Below are 24290 nucleotides of genomic sequence, written 5' to 3'. Positions count from 1 at the left end.
CCTACTTGATGCCGGTTCACTTCGGAGGCGGCAAATTCGACCCGGAGACGCTGGTCACGCAGAAGGCAGCCGGTCTCGTCATCAGTTTCGAGACCGAGAGAGACCTCCTCGAGAACTACATCCCCGAGGGATTCGAACTCCTGGCGCCCGAGGTGCAGGTCGCGTTCAACAAATTCACCGAGATCAACTGGATGCACGGCGGCCAGTACAACCTGATCAACGTCTCGGCGCCGGTCCGGTTCCACGGGAAGAAGGACGAACTCGACGGCGCCTACACGCTGGTGGTCTGGGAGAACAAGACCGCACCCATCCTCGGGGGGCGGGAGCAGACCGGCATCCCGAAGATCTATGCGGATATCGAAGACCTGCATATCGTCCGGCCCCACTACGCGACGACCGTCAGCTACGAGGGGAACACCTTCCTCAACATGAACTTCGAGGCGACAGGATCGATCACCGGGCGGGATCTCGATGCCCTGAAGTCGCAGTTCCTCACCATGAACACCCTCGGGTGGCGGTACATCCCGAAGGTCGGGGCTCCGGGAGCGGAACTCTCCCAGTTCGTCCTCTACCCCCAGGGCATGGAGGTCGAGACGGCAGAGGTCGGAAAGGGCAGCCTGAAATGGACAGAACTGACCCCGATGCAGAGTCCGGCCCAGTACTACATCGTCAACAGCCTCGCGGCCCTGCCGATAAAGCGGGTGACGCAGGGGGTAATGGTCGAGGGAAGGGCCATCCTCCGTGCGATGGGCGCGAGGGTCATCGAGTAAGGGCAGGTGAGGATCATGGATTCTAATTACTATACGGGCAAGATCTGCATCGTCACCGGCGCGAACTCCGGGATCGGGTACGCGATCAGCGAAGAGCTCCTGAAGCGGGGGGCAACCGTCTACATGGCCGGCCGCAGCCGGGAGAAGGTCGTTGCGGCCGCGGGGCAGCTCGCCGCATACGGAGGCCGGGCACGCCCGCTTGTCATGGACGTGACGAAGCAGGAAGAGGTGCAGAAGGGCATCGAAGGTACGGCGGCAGAGGCGGGCAGGCTGGATCTCCTCTTCAACAACGCAGGCGTCGGGGGAACCATCCCGTTCGAGATGGCCACCCTCGAGGACTGGAAGGCGATCATCGATACCAACATCTGGAGCGTCGTCTACGGCGTCCATGCCGCCGTCCCGATCATGCTCAAACAGGGATTCGGGCACGTCGTGAACACCAGCTCGATAGCGGGCATCGTTCCGCCTCCGTTCCAGGCGCTCTACTCCCTGACGAAGTACGGCGTCACCGGCCTCACCGAGTGCCTGAAGTACGAGTATGCGGATAAAGGGCTCTACTTCTCGACGATCTGCCCGGCGAACATCGCCACCCCGATCTTCAACAAGGGTATCGACGGACAGGCCCGGGGCGAACTGCGGATCCCCGACGACGCGTATCCCGCCGATAAAGCGGCGGCGCTCATCCTCGACCGGGTCGCGGAGCATAAGGGGATCATCGTCGTGCCCGAGGAGCCCTACACCGACCTCTGGAAGGGCTACGTCCTCGGCGTCCCGGAGGTGGAGGAGCGGCTGGCGCAGATGGCACGCGAGCGGCGGGAAGCCTTCGAGAAGGGCGGTTCATACTTCTGATCCTCACTTTTTGCCCCGGGCCCGGGTTCTATCGAGGGAATAACTGCAACAACTGGAACGCTGTTGCTACAAGCGGCGGAATATATGCCACGAAGAGCCGGATCGTCGTCCCGGCATTGACCCCGCTACAACGTGAATGCCACTGCAGCAGTCTCTCCCTCTCGGTGCCGAAGGTGTCGATGGTCGATCTTAGATTGCCGACCTCTCCTTCCGATCCATATAACTCATCTAGCGGGATGGAGAGGAGCCTTTTCTGGATATCATCGTATCTCGCGTTTATGTACTTGATTCTGTCTTCAAGACTTTTCAGGCAGATGGAACAGAGTCGATTCAATCCGGTAATCGTCAGGATAGTCCCTAAAAATGACAGAAGTATGAGTATACAGAGGCCAGCAATAATGTTGAAGAAGGGTAGATACAATCCGGCGCCAAGAAAACGAATCATGCTCTCCAGCATTAAGAGTAGAGGGATGTTGCCCATCATCAGCAGCGCAACGCTTGCCAGAAACAGATAGAGGATGCTAAATAGGTACTTCTTAACCGGGGAAAGGCCTCCGATCCGATCCGGACAGTAGACATCGACAGCATCGTGTAATCCATATTCGGCGCTTCCGATCTCTCCGATCATCGATACGGCACTAAAAAGGATCCATAAAATCGTTCCAAGCAAAAAGTAATTGACGAATGTTACCCCGTAGTTGAAAATATCAAATAAGATGCTCGACAACGATGGGCTCACGAGATAGAGAAAACTTTTGTTCCCTATAAGGAAATTGACGAATTCGATGATGATAAACGGCGAAAGAAATGCTGCAATAAACCTGATAAAATGTGTATTCCTGTGCAGTGTCAGTTTCATTGTCATATGCGGACAAGCATCTCCCCGATGGCAGGGAATTGATGGAAATTCATCCTTGAATACTCTGTCTCCCCGGGAAACAAGGTACCGGAGACCGATGAGCTGGAATCCTATTGCTCCGCTCTGCGAAGCGAGGGCAACGACACCATGCAGTTCCGAGAGGGAATAGTAAGGAGTAGTTGTGCTGAATCCGAAATAGATTACAAAAACGAGGACAGAGAGGGTGACTGCAACGGCTATCCGCTCCAGCGGCCGGTTAAGAGAGGCATGGGATCCCCTGTCTTTCGGGCGCATGCTTCTCTTCACATAAGTCCGTCTCCATCTATCTCGTTCGTTTCCTGAGGCATCAGGGTGACGTTGACGGGCTCCGACGAATTCACGGTCGTGCTGTTTGGCTGATAACCCTCACGTGTTACCTCAAGCGTATAGTCCCTGACAGGCAGTCCGTCCATGGTAAGCAATGTCTCTCCAAGATGCACTCCATCTATTGAGACGTTTGCACCTCTCGGGACCGAGTCTACGGTTACGGTCATCAGTACCGGTAGAGGGGCACCCGGTGCGGTGCCCCCCTCACGCTGGAGATTTGCCACGTAATCCATGGAACCGGTGACATTGAGCGTCGCAGTATACGGCTTGAATCCTTTCTTTACGATCTCGATAGGGTGACTTCCGGATTGATCGAACTGCAGGGTCGACGGCGTACGCCCCCGAACCTCTCCGTTCACATAGATGTCGGCCCCCTGGGGAATGGAGTTTACCTGAACCGCGTATGCCCGGGGTTTGGTGTTTGATCTATTCCCCAGTGAGCACAGGGTAACAGCATAATGACCGGTCCGGTTTTCCATCCAGGCAATGTTGCTCCCGTCGATATCTGCCTGGACTTTGTCGATACTGTTGTTTGTGACCTGTGTTTCGGTCTGTTCCGAGAGATCGTATGTGTAAATTTCGGTACCGTTCCCGCTTCGGTTATCGGACCAGACGATGAGATCGCCGGAGAGCTTTGGCCAGCGCTGATCTGTTGATTCAGATGTAATCCAGGTTGTATTGCCCGAAGAGATATTGTAGCAGCAGATATCGTAATCCGAAAGTCTTACCTGTGCCCAGACGACGTGATCTCCTGAGACAACCTGATCTGTTCGCACGGCAGGGTAATCGGTAATTCGCTTCAGATCACCCGAGGTCAGGTTGTAGAGGTGGATATTGCTATATTCCCCCTCGATCTTCTCTGCCCAGACTATCAAATCACCAGAGGCCGACGGAGATGTCTGATCGGCAGGTGAGGAAGTGATCTGTTGTTCCTCCCCGGATGTCAGGTTGGCGTAGTAGATATCCATGTTTCCGTTTCTTCTATCATGCCAGACGATCCCATTGTCTGAGATATCCAGCGTCGATATGAGGTCGAACATTGAAGAACGTGATATGCTTGTCTGCGACGGCATGGCGGGGTACCTGGTAACCTGAGTGATTCCATCGTCCGAAATGCTATACACGCAGACACATGGAAGATACTGACCGGAAGAGTCGTTTCGGGACTCAACCCAGCCGATCCAGTTGCCGGATATCACCGGTATCGTACGAAAAGGGGAACAGTCCACAATTCGTCTCTCGGACCTGTTTGCAATATCGTATAAGTACAGGCCCATGGTGCCTTCACTTTCATTTTCTATCCATATTATCCAGTTATCTGACACGCGTGGAAAATACTGGTCTCCTGTGCGGTTAGTTATCTGCATTATCTGCGGGCCGCCTAAATTTTCTCCGGTCCCGGGATCCGTCGACGATGCCGGGTCACGACTGTCAATCGGAGAAATATCGCCGGTTTCATCGGTCGGCGACCCCTGAACGATTACGGAGATCATGGCCATGAGAAGAAGCAGTCCGGCAATATGGCAAATTCTGGTCACGCCGATCATCACCGGCCCACAATATATACCCCACAATATAATACTATCCTACATGAATGGGACGTGATGTACGGACATTACTGAACGCCATTTTATGCAGTTGTACTGCCCGTCGACCGGTATCTTCGAGGAAATGCCAAATAAACTGGCGATCGGCCGGCCTGAAAATAATAGATCACTAATCAATCCCAAATCGATATTGAGTACCCGGATTTCTGGCAAATTATTTATAATAGATATTGTATCCACACTGCGGCCAGAGGCAATTGCATGTCCCTCATAATAACTGCTTTTCGCTATTTTACGGTATGCTGGCTCATAGCAGTCATCTCACTGCTATCCTGCTCCATACCCGTCTCCGCCTCCGCATCTGAAGAGCCGGAGAATCTGCCGCCGGGAAACGAGGAATCCCCTATTCAGAGCTATGTAGAATACAAGTCGATCTATCCTTTGTCCTGGCATAGCGCAGCAACTACACGGTTCTTGAACAAGCCGGATGCAACTTATACCATATATAATCCGACAGCAGCGCCCGTTCGAGTTCGACTCACGTCGAAATATCCGGATTACGGTAGCGAGACTATCAATCTCATGCGGGTTGGTGCGAACAGTACGCAAGCCTATAATCAATACACGAAATTAAGCGTCGAGAAGATTCAGGAGATTCGGACAACAACCAGCGCAAACTTTTACTACAAAATTGAATACTGGAACGGCGACGACTGGGTTGTTCACGACGAACAGACGTACCTGATCACGTTCTATCCAATGAACCAGATGGTGTGGGCTATTGAAGATTCAAATGGGACGGTCGGCATCTATCATGGGCTCATCGCGGCATTCGTCACCCCTCAGTCCAGTGGGGTAACGGAGTTATTGGCAACGGCAAAAGAACGAGCGACGAGCGATGTCGATGAGAGATATGCGTTTTATGGACTTGAGCGGAGTTTTTCGGGGTATTCAAGTCCCGGCTCTCTAGCCACCTACAACGACACGAGGAATTATACGACTCTTCAGATCAAAGCCATCTATAACGCATTGAAATACGACTACAATTTTAGTTACGTGAGTGTGCCGGTGGCATTCGGGATAGGCGATTCACAGCGGGTCAGCCCTCCGGATGAATCTCTAGCAAGAGGGAGCGCGAACTGCATCGACGGTGCAGTCCTCTTTGCCTCTGCAATCGAGGCGATAGGTATGCGGCCGTATATCATTATCACCCCAAATCACGCATATGTCGCATGGGACACCGATGTGTCCGGAACGGGGATTGACGCGCTTGAAACAACATGGATAAGCGATTACAACTTCGAGGAGGCGTACGACGTCGGGAGAGCGGAACTTGCTGAAGATGCCACAAGAATGGAATTATATCAATCGTTACTGGGCCTGGATGTTTCGCGTGAGGAATACAGTTCAATGTGCATTCTCGTCGATATCGACTGGTTACGGCCTCAGGGCATCTTGCCGATGCAATAAATACCTCCTCTTTTGATTCCTCTGCTCTGTGTTTCATCGCTTTTCTGCACCCGGGCGATGAAATTTCCTGAAGATCTCCTGTTGCGATCTCCTTGGGTCAAGCGGGAGCGGTCAGGGCAGTGTGAAGTCCTGGAAACCGGCGCGATGATATTTCTCCGGACGTCGACGGAAAAAAGTCCATGCCGATGCGGAATCGGTTGGAAGATACGGATTCTGCTCATCACGTTTCCGATAGCGTGGGCATTGCGGTCCGGCTCACGACAGAGAAGATCTCCGAGCTCCCGCATGCCGGGGTGAAACAGCAAATACATCTTCGCCGCTCGATCCATCTCCCCGGGGTGGGATCATCGATCAGAATATCTCCGGAGCGGTCGCTCCGGAAAGCGCGGGCTTTGAACCGGTTGCCGGTGGATTCACCATGCCCGTCGCGCTCGCGTCTCCCGGCTCGTTCCGTCGCACGGACAAGCGGTGTCTGTTGCCGTTGTAGTACACCCGTGCTGTCAGGACCGGCAGGCGAGAGTTGCCGGCCCCCATACTGCCACCACAGCGACCGCGACCGCCAGCGTGATCACCCCGGTTACGACCGGGTCGTAGTGGGAGCCGTAGTTCGGGAACGAGAACTCACTAACGTTCACCATGCCGTGAAAGAGGCTTGCCGCAAAGACGCTTCCCCTGGTGTTGTTGTAGAGCCAGACGATCAGGACCCGGAGCGCGACCGTCGAGAGGGACTGACCCGCCGCCCAGACCGGGCTGTTCTGCAGGATCCAGGGGATGAAGTGCCAGATCGCCCAGACCGTCCCGATGATGAGTGCGGCGGAAAGAGCGCTCCACCGCTCTTGCAGGGGGTCGGTGGCGTATCCTGTCCAGCCAACCTCCTCGAATGCGCCGGCGACGAAGAAGAGGAGCACGAAGGCCGGGATCAGAAGATACGGGACGAAAGGGTCGGCGGGGAGCGGCCGGCCGGAAAAGAGCGCGGCACCGTAGGAGATGAGTATGATCGCGGGCATCAGGAAGAGGATCGGAAGGTACCAGGCGGCTCCGATCTTCCGAAAGTCGGCGACCCGTCCGACCAGCCTCCTGACACCGCCGCCTCCCTCCTCCCGAAAAACCAGGATCGCGGCCGCCAAGCCCGGGCAGACGAGCATGAGCGCGCTCACGGGGAGGTTTGCCGGCCCCGGGAGCGGTGTCCCGGAAAAGAGCAGGAACGGGACGGAGAGGACGAAGAGCAGGAGGAAGAACGCCGGGGGCGACCGCCCGGCGCTCATGCATTCTCTAGGTTTCACATTCTCCGCCATGATCACTTTCCCTTTTCGTTCAGCGGCGAGGCCACGGTCCTCCGCAGGAACTCCGCGATCCCCCGCCGGACCTCTTCATGGTGCCCGAGAAGGATATGGCCGCCGCCGGATACGGCCTGGAGGCGGGCGTTCGGGATCTTCTCCACGAGGGCGCGGGCGTTCTCGTGGAGAGCCAGCGGATCGTCCACGGCGCTGATCACCAGCGCCGGCGTCCTGATGCTACCGAACGGATAATCGCTCTCCGTGGCGTTGAGCAGTCCGGGGGTTGAGACGTAGATGTCAAAAGAACTTCCGTCGACCCGGGCGCTTACGGGAAGGAGACTTGAGAGCAGCATCCTGACTTCGGCCTTATCTTTCGGGCTAAGCCGCTTTCCCGGGGGCACACCGGCCCATGGTCCGCCTACGATCGGCCAGAAGCCGGTGATCGTTGCCCAGTAGATGAAGTCGCTCTTGAAGAAGACGGTGAATATGGGTTTCGGCATGACCGGCCCCTTCCCCGGTGCGACGGGCTCGACGAGGACGAGCGCCGAGACGCGGTCCGGGTGGCAAACGGCGAACTGGAGCGCCGATGCCGATCCCGCCGAGTAGCCTACGACGGCCGCCCGCTCGATAGCGAGGGCGTCCAGCAGAACGGCAAAGGCATCCGCCTGCATGGCGACGCTCGCCCGCGGAGGCATGGGCGAGCCGGGGTAGCCGAACCTCGAGGGCGCGATGACCTGAAACCCCGGGTCGATGGTCCACCCGGCGAGCATCAACCCCTGGTCGAACCCGCCAGCGTTGCCGTGGACGACCAGCACCGGGTAGCCGTCTCCCACCCGGACGTACCCGATCGGTCCGCAGGCGGTCCGGGCAACCCGGCTCTCAAGGCTCTCGATACGCTCCCGGACGGCACGCATATCCCCCCGGTAACGTGCCGTGACCGCCACCCCCGCGACGGCGATACCGAGGAGGACGAGAACGATCGGGAGGTCAACCATGCCGGGTCTTCAGGCGCCGGTCTCTCCCCTTGAGAGTTCCTTCAGGAGGTCGGCGAGTTTGTCGAAGGACTCGTTCCACCCGGCCTCGGCCATCTCGCGGTTCTCGCCCGTTGGGACGTCGGGCTCCTGTATGGTCATCTCCGTCCGGCCTTCGATCTCGTTGAACGTCACCGTCGCCACCAGTTCCAGCGGCCAGTCCCCGGTCATCCCGTAGTCCGAGGCCGGGACGACGTTGCCCTCCGCGTCCGAGAACGAGTCGGTGGCGACGATCCGCTTCCCGGGGACGATCTCGCGGTAAACGCCCGTGTTCCAGAAGTCCTGGCCCTCGGGCGACCGCATGCCATACAGGTATCTCCCTCCCACGCGGAGATCGATCTCGATGGCCGGCGCGGTGAAGCCCTTCGGCCCCCACCAGCGCTTTACACACCCCGGCTCTGTCCACGCCCTCCAGACGAGTTCCCGCGGAGCATCGAAGACCCGCTCGACGAGAATATCCGACTTGATCTGCTCTGCTTCTTCCATGATCTGCTCACCCCGGGAGCGCCCTATGATGGGCGGGTGGTTATTAACTCATCGGCGATGCCCGGGGCGAGGTGGCCACAGTGGCTTAGCCCGTCCTAAGTAGACCTTGGTTTCTCTGGAAGTAACCTATTGGGACATTGGATTCAGATCTTCGTATTTGGAAGAAGTAGGTGAAGGCCTTTTTTAGTGCGAAGCATGCTCCAAATATGTTTACAACTGGTTTTGAGTATAAAAGTATAGCTTTATATGTCCTTGCGCGAACACCCCCTTAAAGAGTAATTGATGATGGGTAGTCAAAATAGATCACGTCTAAGCGCTACAGGGCCTGGAGTTGCTCATTATTCAAAACGCCAGGTCGGCCAAATTGAAACCGCGGTGAGTGATACTCCCACTGAGGCTGGCCAGGTAGTCGCTGCAAAAATTCTATTGAGCGTATTTGCCCCCGCAAGTTCCTTCTTTGCAATCGCAGTTGCTGCTATCCTTTTGATTGCCATTCTACAAAAAGTCGCTCATTATGCAGAAATAGCTGAAAGGGAGGGTACCGACGCAGCAATGTCTGAAATTATGAAGGATGTCGCAAAAGGAGTGATTCACCAGTATCTAACTGATTCTGCTATGGATTTAATCGTTGACTCAGAAAACATACCTTCACAGTACAAGGAGCAACTGGAAACGATCATGGGAATGGTCATCGATCAGGGTATTGATAGTGTTGAAGAGGCGTTTTTGAATGAGTAATAAGTTTGAAACAAAATTTGAAGAAGTCTTATATGTTATTTTAGTTGATTACGCAGCAAAAACGCTGAACTCTGAAGAAATTGCACCAAAGTTCAAGTCAAGGGCATTCGAAGAAAGAAGGGCAATAAAGGAAGTGATTCTAAAAGAATTGCAGGAAGCCGTAAAAAAGATCGGTAAAGAGATTTCTGAACAAAGTCTTTCGGATCCGCAAATGATTGTCACGCACAAAGAAGAGGTAAAGAAAATAATTACCCAAATTATCGGGAGGCAATCATGAAAATTGACAAAACACTAATCGAAAAACACAAACTGAATATCAATAGTGAGCATATAAATCGGTTTTTCTTTGGTGAAGAAAAGAACGCTCCAATACGAGAGAGGTTGCCTGCAAGATTGGATGATTTTGTCAGAGTAATCATGTACTGCAACTTCATTGATCGACTAAACGTTTGTGAGAAAGACGAGCAACACCAGATTGAAATTCCCGTATATGATCTCCCGTTTTGGAAGGACGAAGAAGAACAACTAGTTAAAATCTTGTGGTCACTCTATCGGCGGGACTTTTTCTTGGACTTTATTTTTGAGACATCACAGAAGCCCAAAACGCAAATTCAAACGAAACTTTTTGACGAAGATCGAGAAGAACTTTTGTTGTTTTCTGAAGGGTTGGATAGTATCGCGGCAGCGACCGTGTTTCAAAAAGCAACATTAATCCATGTCATAAAATCCACTTACACAGAATCACATTTGAAAAATGTAATGAATCTTTTCCCTGAGCGAAAAATCAAAACAATTACTTATGGTTTAAGGGGAGAAAATCTGCCTCGCGATACCGGCATCTCAAATTCAAGAGGTTTAATTTTTCTTGGATTGGCATCGGTTCATCTTGGCTTGAGTAAGTCGAATACACTTATTACCGGGGAAAATGGAGTGATGATGCATAATCCCCCCCTATTTGAAGGTTCGAAACCCACAAGGACAATGAATCCTAGTTTTGTTCGCTTGCTGCAGGGGTTATTGTCAGATATCTACAGTGAAGATATTCAGATCAAAACGCCGTTCTTAAAGATGACGAAAAAAGAAGTACTTGAAGTTGCAAAACGAAACCTGAACGAAAACTTCAAAACTGCAATTGAATGCAGCTATTCATGTTTTAGCCAGCAACCGCGAGGGAATGAAACGAAGATGTGCGGACGATGTTGTGCTTGTTTACTCCGTACAATTTCAATACGATCCCTTCAGGGGTATGATAATTCAATGTACGAGCGATCTCCCTTCTCAGAAGATTTCAGCGATGGGAAAGGTGCGGCAAATGTAATGGACCTAATGCGTTTTTCAAGGGGTGTCTTGCAACACAAGCTCCCTTATGTTGCTGCAAAAGTTGTTATGCAGGATGAAGATCTGTTTCATCGATTCGCTCAGGATGTTATGGCAACAATAAGAAAAATTCCTGACAAATCCGCTCACCTGAATATTGAATCTGAGAGGCCCAATTCGCTATAAAATATGATTCGTGCCGAGGCTGCCTCTGTTTCCCCCAGAGGCAAAATCCTGGCCGTGACCGCACCTATCGTGCCGGCGCAGCCTGTTTCAGCGACTGCAGGAGTCCGGCGAGGCGCTCCATGGGGCCGGTCATCTCTTCCTCCATCCCCGACTGGAGCATCCCGTCGCGGTCATCGACCGACTGGAAGACCAGATGGTCCGTCACCTTTGTCCTGCCGCCGCCGAGGTCTTCGAGCGTCTGCGTCTCGAGCAGAACGTGGCCCGGCATGGCCTCGTACTCGAAGGTGTCGACGATCCGCTCCGGCGTAGCCTCGTGGTATACGCCGTGGAACGCGTACTCGCTGCCCCCGGCATCGCGCTGGACGACACGCCACGTCCCGCCGGGCCTCGCGTCCATCTTCTCGACCGTGGTCGTGACGCTCTCCGGCCCCCACCACTGCGATACCAGTTCCGGATCCGTGCATGCCCTGAAGACGAGATCCTGCGGGGCATCGAACTCCCGCGAGATGACGACATCCTGTTTTCCCGGTTCAGCGGTGAGACTTGTTTCTGCCATTATATCCCCTCCGATGGTTCCCGGGCTTCATCCCTTCTCCATGAAAAATTTTCCCCTCACGGGCATGCCGGTGAAAAGAATGACGATGGCGGCAAATCCCTCCGGCGGTATGTCCCGGGTGCGGGCAGGGGCTCCCATCCGGATACGTGCTCTCTCCCCCTTCACCAGAACCAGGCCAGCAGGAAGATCGTTACCAGCAAAAGGCCGTCCTGGAGGACGACGGAGAGGATCATGATCTCGGCACCCAGCCGCGGGCCGAAGATCGCGGCGTAGAACGACCCGAGCCATCGCAGGTAGGTGACGACGCTGGTGAGCAGGTTCGCCACGAGCAGCGTGATGACGATCTCCCTGCCCGTCATATCCCCCGCCGCGAGCAGCCCGGATGCAAGGCTTGCCGCGGCGACGTACGACCCGAACTTCGCGGCGACGATCGCGAGCCCCTCGGGGGGTATGGGGAAGAACCGGCTCGCGCCCTCCAGGTACGCCGCGACGGCGTCGAAGACGCCTGCCTCGATCAGAAATGCCACAATGACGATCGTCGGGATCATGATCCCGAGAATGCGGCGGAGGGTCTTCGCGGTCGGTCCGAGAGAGGCCCGCAGGGCCTCGCGGACGGGCGGGGCCGGCCCGGGCGACTTCTCCGACGGCCCGGATGCAGGGGGCGGGGGGAGCAGCACCCTCCCGGCCGCCATGACGATCCCGGTCTTGAGGAACCCGATCCCCATCAGGATGCCGAAGTAGACCAGGCCGAAGACCCCGAGCAGCGGCACGTAGACCGGGATGAGGTAGCGCCAGTGCATCACGACGGACGGAAAGGAGTTGATGAGCGCCGCGACGACGAGTTCGTTCCTCCCGATCATCCCTTTGTGGTGGTAGTCGACGAGCATCGCGTCGGCCGCCTGCGGCGAGACGAACGCCAGAAGGAAACTCGCCCCGCACTCGCGGGGGAGGTGGGAGAACGTCGTGACCGGGTAGGCGACGCTCGCTATCCTGTCGGTGATCTTGAGAGCGATCAGGACTTCGGCGATCAGGACGCCGGCGACGACGATCGGGACCGTCCGAACCAGGAGTTCGAACGAGAGGCCCAGTGCCGCTGAAATGATCTCCGCCGTGCCGTCCATGGTTCACCCTGCCTTGCGGCGTTCGTCCCGCCCCGAAACAACATCCGGTACGCCCTCCGTCCATATCACCGTTCTGGATGGCCGCGACCGGAACCTGCCGTTCTTATTGTAGATGGTATCTGAATTGGAGCGCTCAGGCGAGAGGAATCCGGCAGTGGTGCGATCTCCCTTCGTCTCTCCGGCAGCAGGATCGGATGATTTAAATACAATTGATCGAGAAGGTGTTTAGGTACTCGATGATTGGCAACCATGTAGAGTCCTGTTGCACGTCAGTGCAGACCTGTGGAAACGTGCGGCGCACGTTTGCGCAGAACGCATTCTTCTTTAGATAGGGAACCGGCCCTTCTGCTGAGTTCCCGTGTAATGTAACGGTTTTTCCGTTACCGCCAGGTGGTTTGTTATGTTTGGCATTACTGATCCCGCGATCTGGGTTGGGTATCTGCTTGCGCTCGCGTTCACGCTCGCATGCTTAGTGTACGGCCTCTTGAACTGGAACAACGGCGTGGACGGTGAGCAGGATGGCAGTTGATACCGGGCTCTTCGTCGCAATGACGCTCGTGTACCTCGTCCTCGTCATCGGTCTCGGCTACCTCGGCTACCGCCGGACAAAAGAGAACGACGACTACATGGTCGCCGGGAGGAAGATCCATCCCGTGGTGCTCGCCCTCTCCTACGGCGCGACCTTCATCAGCACCTCCGCCATCGTCGGGTTCGGGGGGGTTGCGGCGCAGCTCGGCATGGGGATGATCTGGCTGACCGTCCTCAATATCGGGCTCGGGATCTTCATCGCGTTCGTCTTCTTCGGAAAGAAGACCCGCAGTATCGGGAGCAAACTCCGTGCCGTGACCTTCCCCGACCTGATGGGGAAGTGCTACGGGTCGTCGTTCATGCAGTATGCCGCGGGACTCGTCATCGTCGTCGGCATGCCGCTCTACACGGCGGCGATCCTGATCGGCGGCGCTCAGTTCATCACGAGCACGCTGCAGATCCCCTACACCACCGCGCTCATCGCGTTCGCCGTGATCGTCGCCCTCTACGTGGTGCTCGGCGGGCTCATTGCCGTCATGTACACCGACGCGCTGCAGGGCGGGATCATGCTTGTCGGGATGACCATTCTCCTCGTGCTCACCTACATCCGGCTCGGGGGCGTCATCGAGGCGCATACCGCCCTTGCCGGGATGTCCGACCTCGTCCCGCAGGCGCTCGCCGCCGGGGGGATGACCGGGTGGGCGTCCATGCCGGCGTTCGGGTCGTCGATCTGGCTCACGCTGGTGACGACGCTCGTTCTCGGGGTGGGCATCGGGGTGCTGGCGCAGCCCCAGCTGGCCGTCCGGTTCATGACCGTCAAAGACAGCCGGGCGCTGAATCGTGCCGTCCTCGTCGGCGGGCCGTTCATCCTGATGATGACCGGGGTCGCCTTCACGGTCGGGGCGCTCACGAACGTCTACTTCTACCAGACGGAGGGCGTGATCGCTCTCACGGCGGCGACCAACGGCAACGTCGACACGATCATCCCGAACTTCATCAACGCGTCGATGCCGGATCTCTTCATCGTCGTCTTCATGCTGGCGCTCCTTGCCGCGGCGATGTCCACGCTCAGTTCCCTCTTCCACACGATGGGAACATCGCTCGGATTCGACGTCGTGCGGCGCACCGGAACGGGGAGGGCGGCAATGCGGCCGATCCGGCTGGCGACCCTCGTCATGATCGTCATAAGCGTCATCCTTGCCTTCGTCATGCCGGGCAGCATCATCGCCCGGGCGACGGCGATGTTCATGGGTCTCTGTGCATCGGCGTTCCTGCCGGCCTACGCCCATGCCATGTACAGCAGCAGGCCGTCCCTCCGGGCAGCAAAGATGAGTCTCGTCACCGGAACGGCGGCCTGGTTCGCGTGGACGGCCTTCGTCCACGTCAAGGAGTCGGCGGCGCTCGGGCTCTCCAACCTCCTCTTCGGGGTGCCGGCGGTTCTCTCCGCCCCGTGGCAGGACGTGGACCCGCTCGTTGTCGCCCTCCCCCTCTCGACGGCCGCCCTGCTGGTCGGGTGGGCGCTCGATCGCCATGAGGTGGCCCTGGAGAAACCGGCCGAGGCTGCCTGACCGGGCTCCACCCCCCCGTCTTTTTTCCGGCGACCGCCGGAGACGCAAGCGTTATCCTCGGGGAGAACGGACGATCTGCTGAAAGGGGCCATGACCATGCGTTACCAGATCGTCGATGTCTTCGCGGAGAAGAAGTACGCCGGCAACCCGCTCGCCGTGGTGCTGGACGCCGGAGCGCTCTCCGATACGGCCATGCAGGCGATTGCCCGGGAGATGCACCTCTCCGAGACCGCGTTCGTCCGGTCGGATGGGGGAGAAGACCGTGCCTATGACGTGCGCATCTTCACACCGGAGCGCGAGGTTCCCTTTGCCGGGCATCCGACGCTCGGCACGGCCTACGTGATCCGGGAGGAAGTCCTGCAGGAGCCCGTCCCCGAAGTCAGGCTGAACCTCGCGGCAGGAGAGGTCCCGGTCTCGTTTGCCCCCGACGGTATCGCCTGGATGCGGCAGAATCCGCCGGTCTTCACCGGAGAGTTTCCTCCGGATACGCTCGCGGGCGTCCTCTCTCTCCCGGAAACCGCGATCGATACCCGCTTTCCGGTCGAGGAGGTCTCCACGGGGCTTCCGTTCATCATCGTCCCGGTAAGAAGCCTTGAATCCGTACGGCGGGCGGCGATCGACCGCGACGCCTACGAAGAACTGATCAGCACGACGGCGGCAAAAGCCGTCTTCATCTTCTGCCCGGAACCCTACCGGCCGGAGAACACGTTCAACGCACGGGTCTTCGCCGACCACTTCGGCGTCCCGGAGGACCCGGCGACCGGCAGCGCGAACGGGTGCCTTGCCGGCTACCTCCTCCGGCACGGCTACTTGGGCGACTCGCTCGATATCCGCGTGGAGCAGGGCTGCGAGATACACCGCCCGTCCCTGATCCGTTGCAGGGCGGAGCGGCACGGGGAATCTATTACGGTGCAGGTCGGCGGCAGGGTCATTCCGGTTGCCCGGGGGAATCTCCTGTAGAGAGGACGTATTCCCCGTCGATCCGCACCTGCCCCCGCCCGCCGAACATGAGCCCGCCGTCGTCGGGGCGGAGCAGGCGGACGATGTTCGGGTTCGCCCGGTCCGGCCCCTGCTCGATGACGAGCGTCCGGTTTGTCCAGAGGTTCTCCCGGATGAGGAAGTTTCCGAGGGCGGCGTTCCCCGAACCGGTCGCCGGGTCTTCCAGGTACCCGAACGTCGGAGCGAAGACCCGGCTGTGCAGGTCGTTCCCCGGAAACGCCGTCTCGCGGGTGTAGATGACGATCACGTCGACGGCATGGGCGAGGGCGAACGCACGGAGCGCCGCGTAGTCCGGAGAGCACCGGATACAGGCGTCGAGCGAGGCGAGGGGGACGAGCAGGGTATCGAGGCCGGCGTTCACGACGCCTATGGGTATCGCGGGGTCGATATCCCGGACGTCGAGCGCGAGCGCGGCGGCGGTCTCTCTGGTGTCGGGGCGTGCGTCGGAGAACTCCGGCTCAGGAGCCCGGATGTAGACCATGCCGTCCTCGCCCGTCCGGTTCAGCACCGTGACGACGCCTTTGTTCGTCCGGAGGAGGAGGCTCTCGCGGTTCCTGAACCGGTCGTCGCTACGCACCACGTCGTCCATGATGGCTATCGTCGCGTGGCCGCAGAACTCGACCTCCCGTTCGCAGGAGAAGTAGCGTATCGCGAGATCGGAATCGCCCGGCGTGCCGTCGCGCAGGAATCCGACCTCCGAGACGAAACCCTTCAGTTCGTGGGCGATCTGCTGCATATCGCGGTCGGTGATCTCCTCCCCCGGGGAGAGGCGGACGTATCCCGCGGGGTTTCCCGACGACCCGGCGGCTGCAAAGGCGTCGAGTTTCTTAAACCGGTAGCGTTTCATGAGTTCATCCCTTAATGTGCCGGCGATTCCAGCTATCGAGCGATCGTACTCCTCCCGAAGAGAAAGAGTTTGCTATCTGCTCAGGGCAATACCCGGCCACAGCATGCAGCGATCCCCGGGACGGCGATCGTCCGGGCGAGGTTCGCGAAAAAAAGTAGGGTTAGTTCTTTCTCGCCGCAACCAGCACCAGCCCGGCAATCAGCAGGGCGATGCCGGCAAGGGCCGGAGCGAGGGGCGCGTTCTGCGTGGGGGGCGCGGAGCTCAGGTCCACGTAGAGGTCGACGGTCTCACCCCTGGCGGGATACCGGTCGACGGCCGCCGTGTAGGGGAGATACCCTTCCTTCGTCACGGTGTAGGTCCTGTACGGCGTCCCGGTCACGTAGACCTGGACGGAGAGGACGCCCTGGCTGGTGACGCCCTTGACCTCGTTGTCGAACTGGACGGTCGCCCCGTCGACGTTGACGTGGACGGCATACCAGCCGACGTCGCCGCCGATCGGGGCGGGAGGCGCGACGGGGTTCAGGGTCGCATAGAGATCGAACGTCTCTCCTTTACCCGGAACCGAGGTTATGTCCCCGTAGTGGGTCGCGTAGCCGTCCTTCTCGACGCGGAACGTCTGGTAGGGTGCCCCGGTGGTGTAGACCGGGACGTAGAACACGCCGTTCTCGATCGTGCCCTTGTATTCGTTGTCGAAGTAGACGTCGGCTCCGTTCACGTTACAGTTGACCGCATACCATCCGTTGTCCCCGCCTATGGGCGGCTGAGCACTCGAGGGAAGGACAAGGAAGCAGGCGATGAGAGAAAAGACCAGGAGATTGCGTACAGCGCTCTGCATAAAAGCCTCCGCTTTAGTTAATAAATTATCTTCTGACGGATATACCTTTCTCTCTTTTATCGGCAGAATCGCGAGTTAAACGGGATTTACAAAAAGTCTGTGATTTCTCTGTCCAATCTGGGCACATCCGACGAGATACGGCACACCGGAGGAGAGGGCTGCGTTCCGGTTCCCGGTAAATGAGGCGCGGCTCCGCGATCTCCGGAATTCCCGGGCATCACGCTGTAAACTGCGGCGAATCTTAGATAACCGGCGGATAATGCCCCGCTGGAATAAAAAGATTTTAATCGTTCCGCATCTTCTCTCTACTATGAGATACCGTGCGATCACCGCTCTCCTGATTGCATCCGTCCTGCTTCTCATCGCTGCAGCAGGATGCACCGCCACAACGGAAGAGAAGAACGATCCTGGTGCACCGGCCGACGAGGCCTACGCCCGGGGGCTCGCTGAATACGGAGCCGCCAACTACCGGACAGCCGAAGAACGCTTCTCGGAGGCCTACGCCCTCTACACGGACGCCGGCGATACGGATAAGGCGCTGACGGCCCGGAATGCGATCTTCCGGGCGAACCGGACGTATATGGAGTACATGTTCGATCGTAGCGCCGCAGAGGCGGCGCTGCGGGAGAAGGTTCCCGGGATCACCGATGCCGGGATAGCCGACTGGCTGGATACTCGCGCCCAGAAGATTGTCTCGGAGAACGAGACGCTCTACTTCTACGATGTCGCCGGGAACTACCTCTACGCGCACCCCGACGATATGCAGAAGCAGAACGAGAGAGGTATAGACTTCGACTACATCGGCCGGTTCGCCTGGGCAGAGGACCGTCCGGAGCACGGGCCATATGTGAACCCCGTCCGCTACTCGGGGATCGAGCGGCTCGAGATCCCGTTCGAGGCGCTCCCCTCGACGGGCACCTTGAAGATCTGGTTCCCGCTCCCGGTCGAGACGGACGCGCAGAGGAACGTCACCGTCACGAACCTCTCGTGCCCCGACTTCATCGTCGCCGGCCCGGTCACCACCGGCCCTATCGGCTACGTCTACTATGAAGTCCCGGCCGGAGCGGTCAACGGGAACCTCGTCATCTCGGCGGATATCGCGTTCACCTCTTATGAGCAGATATTCGAGGATATCGACCCGGCGCTGGTCGGGGAGTACAACACGAGCGATCCTGAGTACCTGCTCTACACGAAGTCCGAGAGGAACATCGAACTCACGGACGCCGTCCGGGAGAAGGCACGGGAGATCGTCGGGAACGAGACGAACCCGCACCTGCAGGCGCAGATGATCTACTACCATATCATCGAGACCTATCCCTACAGCCACGTCCCGCACGGTTCGCTCGATGCCCGGGAGCCCAAAGTGGCGGAGTCCACCTACATGTTCGAGACCGGCAACGGCGACTGCGGCACCCAGAGCATGCTCTTTGCCGCGTTCTGCCGGTCGCTCGGGATCCCCGCCCGTGCCCTCGGCGGCTACCAGATGATCATGGCTGAGACGCCCGGCGGCCACTTCTGGTCGGAGTACTACCTCCCCGGGTACGGCTGGGTTCCGAACGACGTGACGGTTGCCGAGGCGGCCGACTGGGTCGTCCTCCCCGAAGAGAAGCGGACCGCGTTCAAGGACTACTACGCCACGAACCTCGATCCGGCACGCCTCGTCATCCAGACGAACGTCGACACCCCGATGGATCCGGCCCTGCCCGACGACGCTGCCACCTTCAGGGTCGTCAGGCAGTCCCCGGCGATCGTCTCCGATACGGTAGACTATGACATCGAGCTCATCTGCATGGGGTGTTTCGGGATCAGTCTTACGGCTGTCGAGTGAGCCGATCCACTCGTTTTTTTTTTGGAGGGGTGCGGGCACCGTCCCGGCTCCCTCCCGCTCTGCCCGGGGCGGCAGGGGCAGTGCAGGAATTTTCGCGCGATATGGTTAGTTACTGTATAGAATTTAATTAAAGGCACAAGTTGGGCAGTTGTAATTACAGAAGGTATATAAAGCGATTATGCTGGTTCGCCAGATATATATGGATACAATTCCTTACAACTGAGTAAGAGTTCTCCTCTCAGCCGCCAGCATACTACCGGGTCGAATCATGATCCATGGACGGTATTGAATCATGATCCAGCGAAGCCAGCTCGACTTACGAAAATTCGTAGCTCCTGAATTTATCTGCGGAGACGGCGCACTGCGTCTCGCCGGCCGGTATGCCCGCAACTTCGGGATGAGGCATGTCCTCCTCGTCACCGACCCGGGCGTCCGGGCCGCAGGCTGGGCCGGGGCCGTCGGGGAGAGCCTGACCGAAGCGGGGGTATCGTTCACCGTCTTCGACTCCGTCTCCGTAAACCCCCGCTCCCGGCAGGTTATGGCGGGTAAAGAAGCGTATCTCGCCGAGGAGTGCAACGGCATCGTCGCTGTCGGCGGCGGCAGCCCGATGGACTGCGCCAAAGGGATCGGGATAGCGTCCTCCAACATGCGCGATATCCTCGCGTTCGAGGGCGTCGACCGGGTGCCGGTGCCTGCCCCGCCGCTCATCTGCATCCCGACCACCGCCGGGAGTTCCGCAGACGTCTCCCAGTTCGCCATCATCACGGACGAAGAGAGAAGACGGAAGATCGCCATTGTCTCGAAAACGCTCGTCCCCGACATCTCCCTGCTCGATCCCGAGCCCCTGACGACGATGCCGCGGGATCTGACCGTGAATACCGGCATGGATACCCTCAGCCACGCGATCGAGGCCTACGTCTCGAACGCCAGTTCTCCGATGACCGATATGCATGCTCTCGAGGGGATCCGGCTCATCGCGAGCGCACTGCCTGCGGCCGTTGAGGAGCCCGACGACCTGAACCTGCGGTTCTCGACCCTCCTTGCCAGCCTTCACGCCGGGCTCGCGTTCTCGAACGCCAGTCTCGGGGCGGTGCACGCGATGGCGCACTGTCTCGGGGGCGCCTACGACCTTGCGCACGGGCGGTGCAACGCGCTGCTGCTCGAGCACGTGATGGCAGCCAACTACGAGGCGGCATCCGGCCGCTACGACCGAATTGGTGCGATCTTCGGGCCGGGCCGGGCGACCCCGGCAGAGGAGGTGGGGGCGTTTCGGAGGGCGCTCGGGATCACCGAGACCCTCGCCACGGCCGGCGTCCGGGAGGATGCGATTCCCGCCCTTGCCGAAGCGGCATACAACGATCCCTGCATGGTAACCAACCCGCGCAGCCTTGCCTGCGACGAGATCGAACGGATTTATATGCATGCCTTCTGAAGCCCCCGAAGACCGGGACGCGCTCCGCGAGAAGATCATCGGCCTCGGAGAGACGTCCCTGCACAAGAGTTACTATCCCGAGCTGCAGAGCCGGCTTGCCGAACTCGAGCGGTTCCGGGCGCTGCTCGACCAGACGTACGACGCGATATTCCTGATCCGTGCGGAGACCGGGAGGCTTACGGACGTCAACGCATCCGTGAGGGCGTATCTCGGCTACTCGAAGAAGGAACTGCTCAAAAAACTGTTCATCGATCTGATCTGCCCCTCAAAACAGGCTCAATTTTCCGAGTTCCTCATGGATTGCAGCAATCTGCCGTCCGAATTCCGGCAGGCCTTCACCGCGCCGCTCGTAGCGCGGGACGGAACGGAGATCCCGATGGAGATCACCGTCCGGTCGGTCACCTTCGGCGCCGAGCAGTATATCGTCGCGATTGCACGGGACATCACTGATCGGATCCACACCGAGAGGGAGCTCAGGATAAAGGAGAGCGCGCTCGAATCCTCGACGAACGGCATCCTCATCGCCGATCTCACCGGAGCGGTCATGTACGCCAACCGGAGTTTTACCGCGATGTTCGGCTACGAGCGGGAGGGGGCGATCGCGGGGAGGAACCTGGAGGCGTTCTTCGCGGACCCTACCGTCGGGGAGAGGGTCACCGCTCACCTCCTCGACAGCCATGCGATCGTGCAGGAGACGATCGGGCTGCGGAACAACGGGTCTCCGTTTCATGTCCAGATCTCGGGCAGCGTCGTGCAGAACGGTGCCGGGCAGCCGCTCTGCATCATGCTGATCGTGATGGACATCACCGAGCGCATCCTCACCGATCAGATGAGGCGGGAGACCTACGCGCAGCTCGGGAAGAATATCGAGCAGTTTGCCATCCTCGGGGACCATATCCGGAATCCCCTGCAGGTGATCGTCGGGTACGCGGAGATGATCGACGACCCGTTTGCAGAGAAGATCCTCGCAGAGTCGCGCCGGATCGACGGCTTCGTCACCGAACTCGACCGGGGATGGATCGAGTCGGCGAACGTCAGGCAGTTCCTGCGACGGCACGGGGACGGCACGGGGTCTCTTAAAGAGGCGCTCTTCCGGTTTTCGAAACGCAATAAGGAAGATCTCTGATACACACTTCCCGCTGTGACCGGTATAAACCGTTCGGAGAGCGATGTGCGTCCAGGACGAGGAATGTATGGACGGTGCAGCATCGGGAGACGGCTGGGAAGAGAGATGCTGACTACTCCGGCAATGGATTAAGCGCCGTCAGGGGATTATACGCGATACGCCTCTCCGTGCTCCTGTAGCGTCGTCAGTGCCGCGTCGGAGTGTTCCGGAGGTTCAATCCCCAGATACTCCCGATATATTCTCTCTTTATACTCTGCCCCAATCTCGTTGATGGCGGAGATGAATGCGGTATATGTTCCGGCCCCCCCGATTGTATCCCAGAACTCATCGCCGATGAGAACAACATCGTCGTGCTTCATGTCGAACCAGCGAGCCGGGAAACTCCAGGAGTAGTTCTCGCGCGAACCGTACGGGTTATACGGCAGCGCAAAATAGGCGTTATCGACCAGGGGAGGCTCCATGCAGTGCAGTTTCAAGATCTTCTCTTTACTTACCTTGGTCTGGTCGCTGTTCGGCAGCGGTGCCTTCAACTCAAATGCATACCGCCTGTTGCTGACCCTATCTTCGACGTAGAGATCGCAGATGACGGAGACCGGAATCAGTTCCCCTTTTCCTGCTGTGATGTATGCCAGTTCGGCCGCCCAGTCCGGCTTGATCCTGTCCTTGCGGTTTGGGGAGTGTTCCAGCCTGTTCAGGATCTCTGCAATTCTGTGAAGACGATCCTCCCGGACGCACCCGTCAATGCGGTGCCCCATCGTGCCGTATCCGAGCCCCTCCGTTGCTGCAACGACCGCCAGTTTCTCCCAGACTTTGCCGAAGGGCGTGACGAATCGTCGCTCAAAATGCGATCCCTTGAATATTTCATCCGGGATGAGTGCTGCGTAGAGAGGCTTTTTCGAGTGGTGTGCTTCCTTTACAAACGGATCTGAGACAAGGACTCTTTCCATGACACCGTCCATGAGTTCCTGAACTACCTGCTGGATGGCTGCTTTCATTCGTTTGGAGTCAGACATACTCTCAACACCGGTGTATCAGAGTTTCCGCCATATAAAGATCGATTCATAGAACTCGGTCGAACGCCTGCCGGTTCTCCGGTTCACGTGGCGCTGGATGATATTCTCAACCTCAACATCCAGTGAGTCCGCAATCTCATCGTAGAGATTTTCCCGGTCGTTTGCAACGACGATCAGACGGCCGTCGGGATGCATCGTCCGGAGAATTCGCTGGAAGACCTCTGCAATGTCCTTCTGATAGGCTTCTTTCGCGTTTTTGCTCTTTCCGTTCGCAGCAGGCCCTATCTCCTTTGCCCGTTTGTCTTCAAGTCCGAGGAGGTGATACGCGTAGGCGTGCTGCTCGTGGTAGTCGATCAACCCGACATAGGGAGGGCTGGTAACGACGCCGTGAGCCGCAGGGAAATCAACGGTGCGGCAGTCTTCGTGATGGACTTCTACACGTGCCCCGGTTCGCACGGCTGAAAACGCGGCGATCCGTTTGATCGTATCGTTGCTGTAGCGTTTGAGGAACTTGAACGCTTCCCGGGTCGGCTGGCAGGTTCTCCTATGCTTATAGCAGTAATACGGTTCAGTCACGGGTTCTCTGGGGAAGTCCAGATCAAAATGCGTCGTTAACCGTGCGGACCGTGCGGATCGGCAGAGGATGATCTGCAAGAGATCTGCGTATTCATACTCGCCGGCCTCGATGTAGTATCGGTAGGTGAGCAGTTCCTCGAGCGCCTGTGGTGCGAACCAACGCTCCAGGTATTCGTTGTTGTCAGCGGAGAGATACGGCCTTTTCGTGCATTCCATCCAGAGCCTCCGCTGCCCCGAGTCGATCTGCGTCGCCGCTTTCACCTTGTTCAGGATGTCCAGGATCTCTCTCTGCACCACGGGAAGATCGTACTCGGCGGTCTTTGCCTGCGAGAGAAGGACGTTGAAGGCAGAGATGTCGTAGCCGATAGCGTTGATGCCGAGCTCGTTGGCCTGAACCAGCGTAGTCCCGGAGCCGCAGAACGGATCGATGACTGTCTGGCCGGGAGAGAAGTATTTTCTCAGGAAGACCTCGACGAGTTGCGGAATATATTTGCCGAGGTACGGGTGAAGGCGGTGGACGTGTTTTGTGCGCTCCCGTTCGGGGAGATCTTTCTCGGTCCAGTTGAGATTGAGTTCGTCCAGCGGGGTGGAAGGCGTCACCTCATGCGATCGTGTTGGGACATTTCCCATCGAGTAAATCCTCACCCGTTCTTCTTCGTTCGTGAGCATGTGCTGTCCTGCAATATGGTTTCGTGGTTTGGTAGTATTGGCGACGACTTCACAAATACATAGTGATCCGGGACAGCGGATGGAGTACGGTGAGTGCCCGCTCAAGTATTGGTGTTCTTCTCCCCGCGACTATTTTCTGGAATCGGACGTCTGTTTATACCCGGAAAAAGCCGTTTTGGAAACAGGGGTTTCACAACTTGAACAAAAACAAGAAACGCCCCGGCCGGGATTCGAACCCGGGTCGAAAGCTCCGGAGGCTTTCAGGATATCCACTACCCTACCGAGACTGCCATATT

At 57.9% G+C, this 24290-nt stretch carries 23 protein-coding genes and 1 tRNA gene; 12 read left to right on the top strand and 12 right to left on the bottom strand.

Features of this window, described 5'->3' with window-relative positions; all coding sequences use genetic code 11:
* The first annotated feature begins 8 nt into the window (after positions 1-8).
* Positions 9-770, top strand: coding sequence for an acetoacetate decarboxylase family protein (locus MCUHO_RS02735; RefSeq protein ID WP_235808137.1), 762 nt, complete (start codon positions 9-11; stop codon positions 768-770).
* Positions 771-785: 15 nt separating this feature from the next.
* Positions 786-1619: an SDR family oxidoreductase gene (locus MCUHO_RS02730; RefSeq protein WP_067073086.1), complete on the top strand. Its 834-nt coding sequence runs from the start codon at positions 786-788 to the stop codon at positions 1617-1619.
* Between the two features lie 28 nt (positions 1620-1647).
* On the opposite strand, the gene MCUHO_RS02725 is transcribed toward MCUHO_RS02730, so the two are convergent.
* On the bottom strand, positions 1648-2772 hold the full coding sequence (locus MCUHO_RS02725; protein WP_153019985.1) for a hypothetical protein: 1125 nt from the start codon (positions 2770-2772) through the stop codon (positions 1648-1650).
* An 8-nt stretch (positions 2773-2780) separates the two neighbouring features.
* Entirely contained in the window at positions 2781-4391 is a 1611-nt protein-coding gene (locus MCUHO_RS02720; protein ID WP_067073081.1) for a PEGA domain-containing protein, read from the bottom strand.
* Positions 4392-4652: 261 nt separating this feature from the next.
* Between MCUHO_RS02720 and MCUHO_RS02715 the strand changes: the two genes are divergently transcribed.
* Entirely contained in the window at positions 4653-5861 is a 1209-nt protein-coding gene (locus tag MCUHO_RS02715) for a hypothetical protein (protein WP_153019984.1), read from the top strand.
* A 500-nt stretch (positions 5862-6361) separates the two neighbouring features.
* Here the strand turns inward: MCUHO_RS02715 and MCUHO_RS02710 are convergent, their stop codons facing one another.
* The 3 genes from MCUHO_RS02710 to MCUHO_RS02700 are packed head-to-tail and all read right to left on the bottom strand — an operon-like array spanning position 6362 to position 8655.
* Positions 6362-7156 carry a CPBP family intramembrane glutamic endopeptidase gene (locus tag MCUHO_RS02710; protein WP_201786414.1) on the bottom strand — a complete coding sequence of 265 codons (795 nt, stop codon included), beginning with the start codon at positions 7154-7156 and terminating at the stop codon, positions 6362-6364.
* A gap of 2 nt (positions 7157-7158) precedes the next feature.
* A complete protein-coding gene (locus tag MCUHO_RS02705) occupies positions 7159-8133 on the bottom strand; it encodes an alpha/beta fold hydrolase (RefSeq protein WP_067073070.1) in 975 nt (324 codons plus the stop codon).
* Between the two features lie 9 nt (positions 8134-8142).
* Positions 8143-8655 carry an SRPBCC domain-containing protein gene (locus MCUHO_RS02700; protein ID WP_067073068.1) on the bottom strand — a complete coding sequence of 171 codons (513 nt, stop codon included), beginning with the start codon at positions 8653-8655 and terminating at the stop codon, positions 8143-8145.
* Positions 8656-8937: 282 nt separating this feature from the next.
* Between MCUHO_RS02700 and MCUHO_RS02695 the strand changes: the two genes are divergently transcribed.
* Genes MCUHO_RS02695 through MCUHO_RS12240 form a run of 3 tightly spaced genes read left to right on the top strand, consistent with a single transcriptional unit; the run spans position 8938 to position 10896 of the window.
* Positions 8938-9393 carry a hypothetical protein gene (locus tag MCUHO_RS02695; RefSeq protein WP_153019983.1) on the top strand — a complete coding sequence of 152 codons (456 nt, stop codon included), beginning with the start codon at positions 8938-8940 and terminating at the stop codon, positions 9391-9393.
* Positions 9386-9670 (top strand): hypothetical protein, encoded by a 285-nt coding sequence (locus MCUHO_RS02690; protein ID WP_067073064.1) that lies wholly within the window; start codon positions 9386-9388, stop codon positions 9668-9670. The genes MCUHO_RS02695 and MCUHO_RS02690 overlap by 8 nt, the downstream gene beginning before the upstream one ends.
* On the top strand, positions 9667-10896 hold the full coding sequence (locus MCUHO_RS12240; RefSeq protein ID WP_084385885.1) for a 7-cyano-7-deazaguanine synthase: 1230 nt from the start codon (positions 9667-9669) through the stop codon (positions 10894-10896). The genes MCUHO_RS02690 and MCUHO_RS12240 overlap by 4 nt, the downstream gene beginning before the upstream one ends.
* 64 nt (positions 10897-10960) lie before the next feature.
* Here the strand turns inward: MCUHO_RS12240 and MCUHO_RS02685 are convergent, their stop codons facing one another.
* The gene (locus tag MCUHO_RS02685; RefSeq protein ID WP_067073062.1) at positions 10961-11452 is read right to left on the bottom strand and encodes an SRPBCC family protein; all 492 of its coding nucleotides are present in this window, start codon (positions 11450-11452) and stop codon (positions 10961-10963) included.
* A gap of 161 nt (positions 11453-11613) precedes the next feature.
* The gene (locus MCUHO_RS02680; protein WP_067073060.1) at positions 11614-12573 is read right to left on the bottom strand and encodes a nucleoside recognition protein; all 960 of its coding nucleotides are present in this window, start codon (positions 12571-12573) and stop codon (positions 11614-11616) included.
* Positions 12574-12973: 400 nt separating this feature from the next.
* Between MCUHO_RS02680 and MCUHO_RS13045 the strand changes: the two genes are divergently transcribed.
* The 3 genes from MCUHO_RS13045 (at position 12974) to MCUHO_RS02670 (ending at position 15629) form a co-directional block, all read left to right on the top strand.
* Positions 12974-13102: a symporter small accessory protein gene (locus tag MCUHO_RS13045; protein ID WP_268872785.1), complete on the top strand. Its 129-nt coding sequence runs from the start codon at positions 12974-12976 to the stop codon at positions 13100-13102.
* Positions 13092-14669 (top strand): sodium:solute symporter family protein, encoded by a 1578-nt coding sequence (locus MCUHO_RS02675; RefSeq protein WP_067073058.1) that lies wholly within the window; start codon positions 13092-13094, stop codon positions 14667-14669. The genes MCUHO_RS13045 and MCUHO_RS02675 overlap by 11 nt, the downstream gene beginning before the upstream one ends.
* 90 nt (positions 14670-14759) lie before the next feature.
* Entirely contained in the window at positions 14760-15629 is an 870-nt protein-coding gene (locus MCUHO_RS02670; protein WP_201786413.1) for a PhzF family phenazine biosynthesis protein, read from the top strand.
* Here MCUHO_RS02670 and MCUHO_RS02665 read toward each other — a convergent pair.
* Complete coding sequence (locus MCUHO_RS02665) at positions 15598-16515, bottom strand: PhzF family phenazine biosynthesis protein (protein WP_067073056.1); 918 nt, start codon at positions 16513-16515, stop codon at positions 15598-15600. The genes MCUHO_RS02670 and MCUHO_RS02665 overlap by 32 nt on opposite strands.
* Positions 16516-16675: 160 nt before the next feature.
* Positions 16676-17350 carry a peptidase associated/transthyretin-like domain-containing protein gene (locus MCUHO_RS02660; protein ID WP_067073053.1) on the bottom strand — a complete coding sequence of 225 codons (675 nt, stop codon included), beginning with the start codon at positions 17348-17350 and terminating at the stop codon, positions 16676-16678.
* Between the two features lie 310 nt (positions 17351-17660).
* On the opposite strand from MCUHO_RS02660, the gene MCUHO_RS02655 reads away from it, so the two are divergent.
* From MCUHO_RS02655 to MCUHO_RS02645, 3 genes are all read left to right on the top strand, one after another.
* Positions 17661-19178: a transglutaminase domain-containing protein gene (locus MCUHO_RS02655; RefSeq protein ID WP_067073051.1), complete on the top strand. Its 1518-nt coding sequence runs from the start codon at positions 17661-17663 to the stop codon at positions 19176-19178.
* 292 nt (positions 19179-19470) lie between these two features.
* A complete protein-coding gene (gene ercA, locus MCUHO_RS02650) occupies positions 19471-20610 on the top strand; it encodes an alcohol dehydrogenase-like regulatory protein ErcA (RefSeq protein ID WP_067073049.1) in 1140 nt (379 codons plus the stop codon).
* Positions 20600-21736 (top strand): PAS domain S-box protein, encoded by a 1137-nt coding sequence (locus MCUHO_RS02645; RefSeq protein ID WP_067073047.1) that lies wholly within the window; start codon positions 20600-20602, stop codon positions 21734-21736. The genes ercA and MCUHO_RS02645 overlap by 11 nt, the downstream gene beginning before the upstream one ends.
* Positions 21737-21882: 146 nt before the next feature.
* Here MCUHO_RS02645 and MCUHO_RS02640 read toward each other — a convergent pair whose 3' ends face one another.
* The 3 genes from MCUHO_RS02640 to MCUHO_RS02630 form a co-directional block, all read right to left on the bottom strand.
* Complete coding sequence (locus tag MCUHO_RS02640) at positions 21883-22749, bottom strand: TdeIII family type II restriction endonuclease (protein WP_067073044.1); 867 nt, start codon at positions 22747-22749, stop codon at positions 21883-21885.
* A gap of 18 nt (positions 22750-22767) precedes the next feature.
* On the bottom strand, positions 22768-23994 hold the full coding sequence (locus MCUHO_RS02635; RefSeq protein ID WP_067073042.1) for a DNA methyltransferase: 1227 nt from the start codon (positions 23992-23994) through the stop codon (positions 22768-22770).
* Positions 23995-24209: 215 nt separating this feature from the next.
* Positions 24210-24281, bottom strand: a tRNA-Arg gene (locus MCUHO_RS02630).
* Between the last annotated feature and the right edge of the window lie 9 nt (positions 24282-24290).

Origin of the sequence: Methanoculleus horonobensis (assembly GCF_001602375.1) — an archaeon.
GTDB lineage: Archaea > Halobacteriota > Methanomicrobia > Methanomicrobiales > Methanoculleaceae > Methanoculleus > Methanoculleus horonobensis.
Note: the sequence above shows the minus strand (reverse complement) of the source record. Positions and strands in the feature narration are given on the sequence as shown.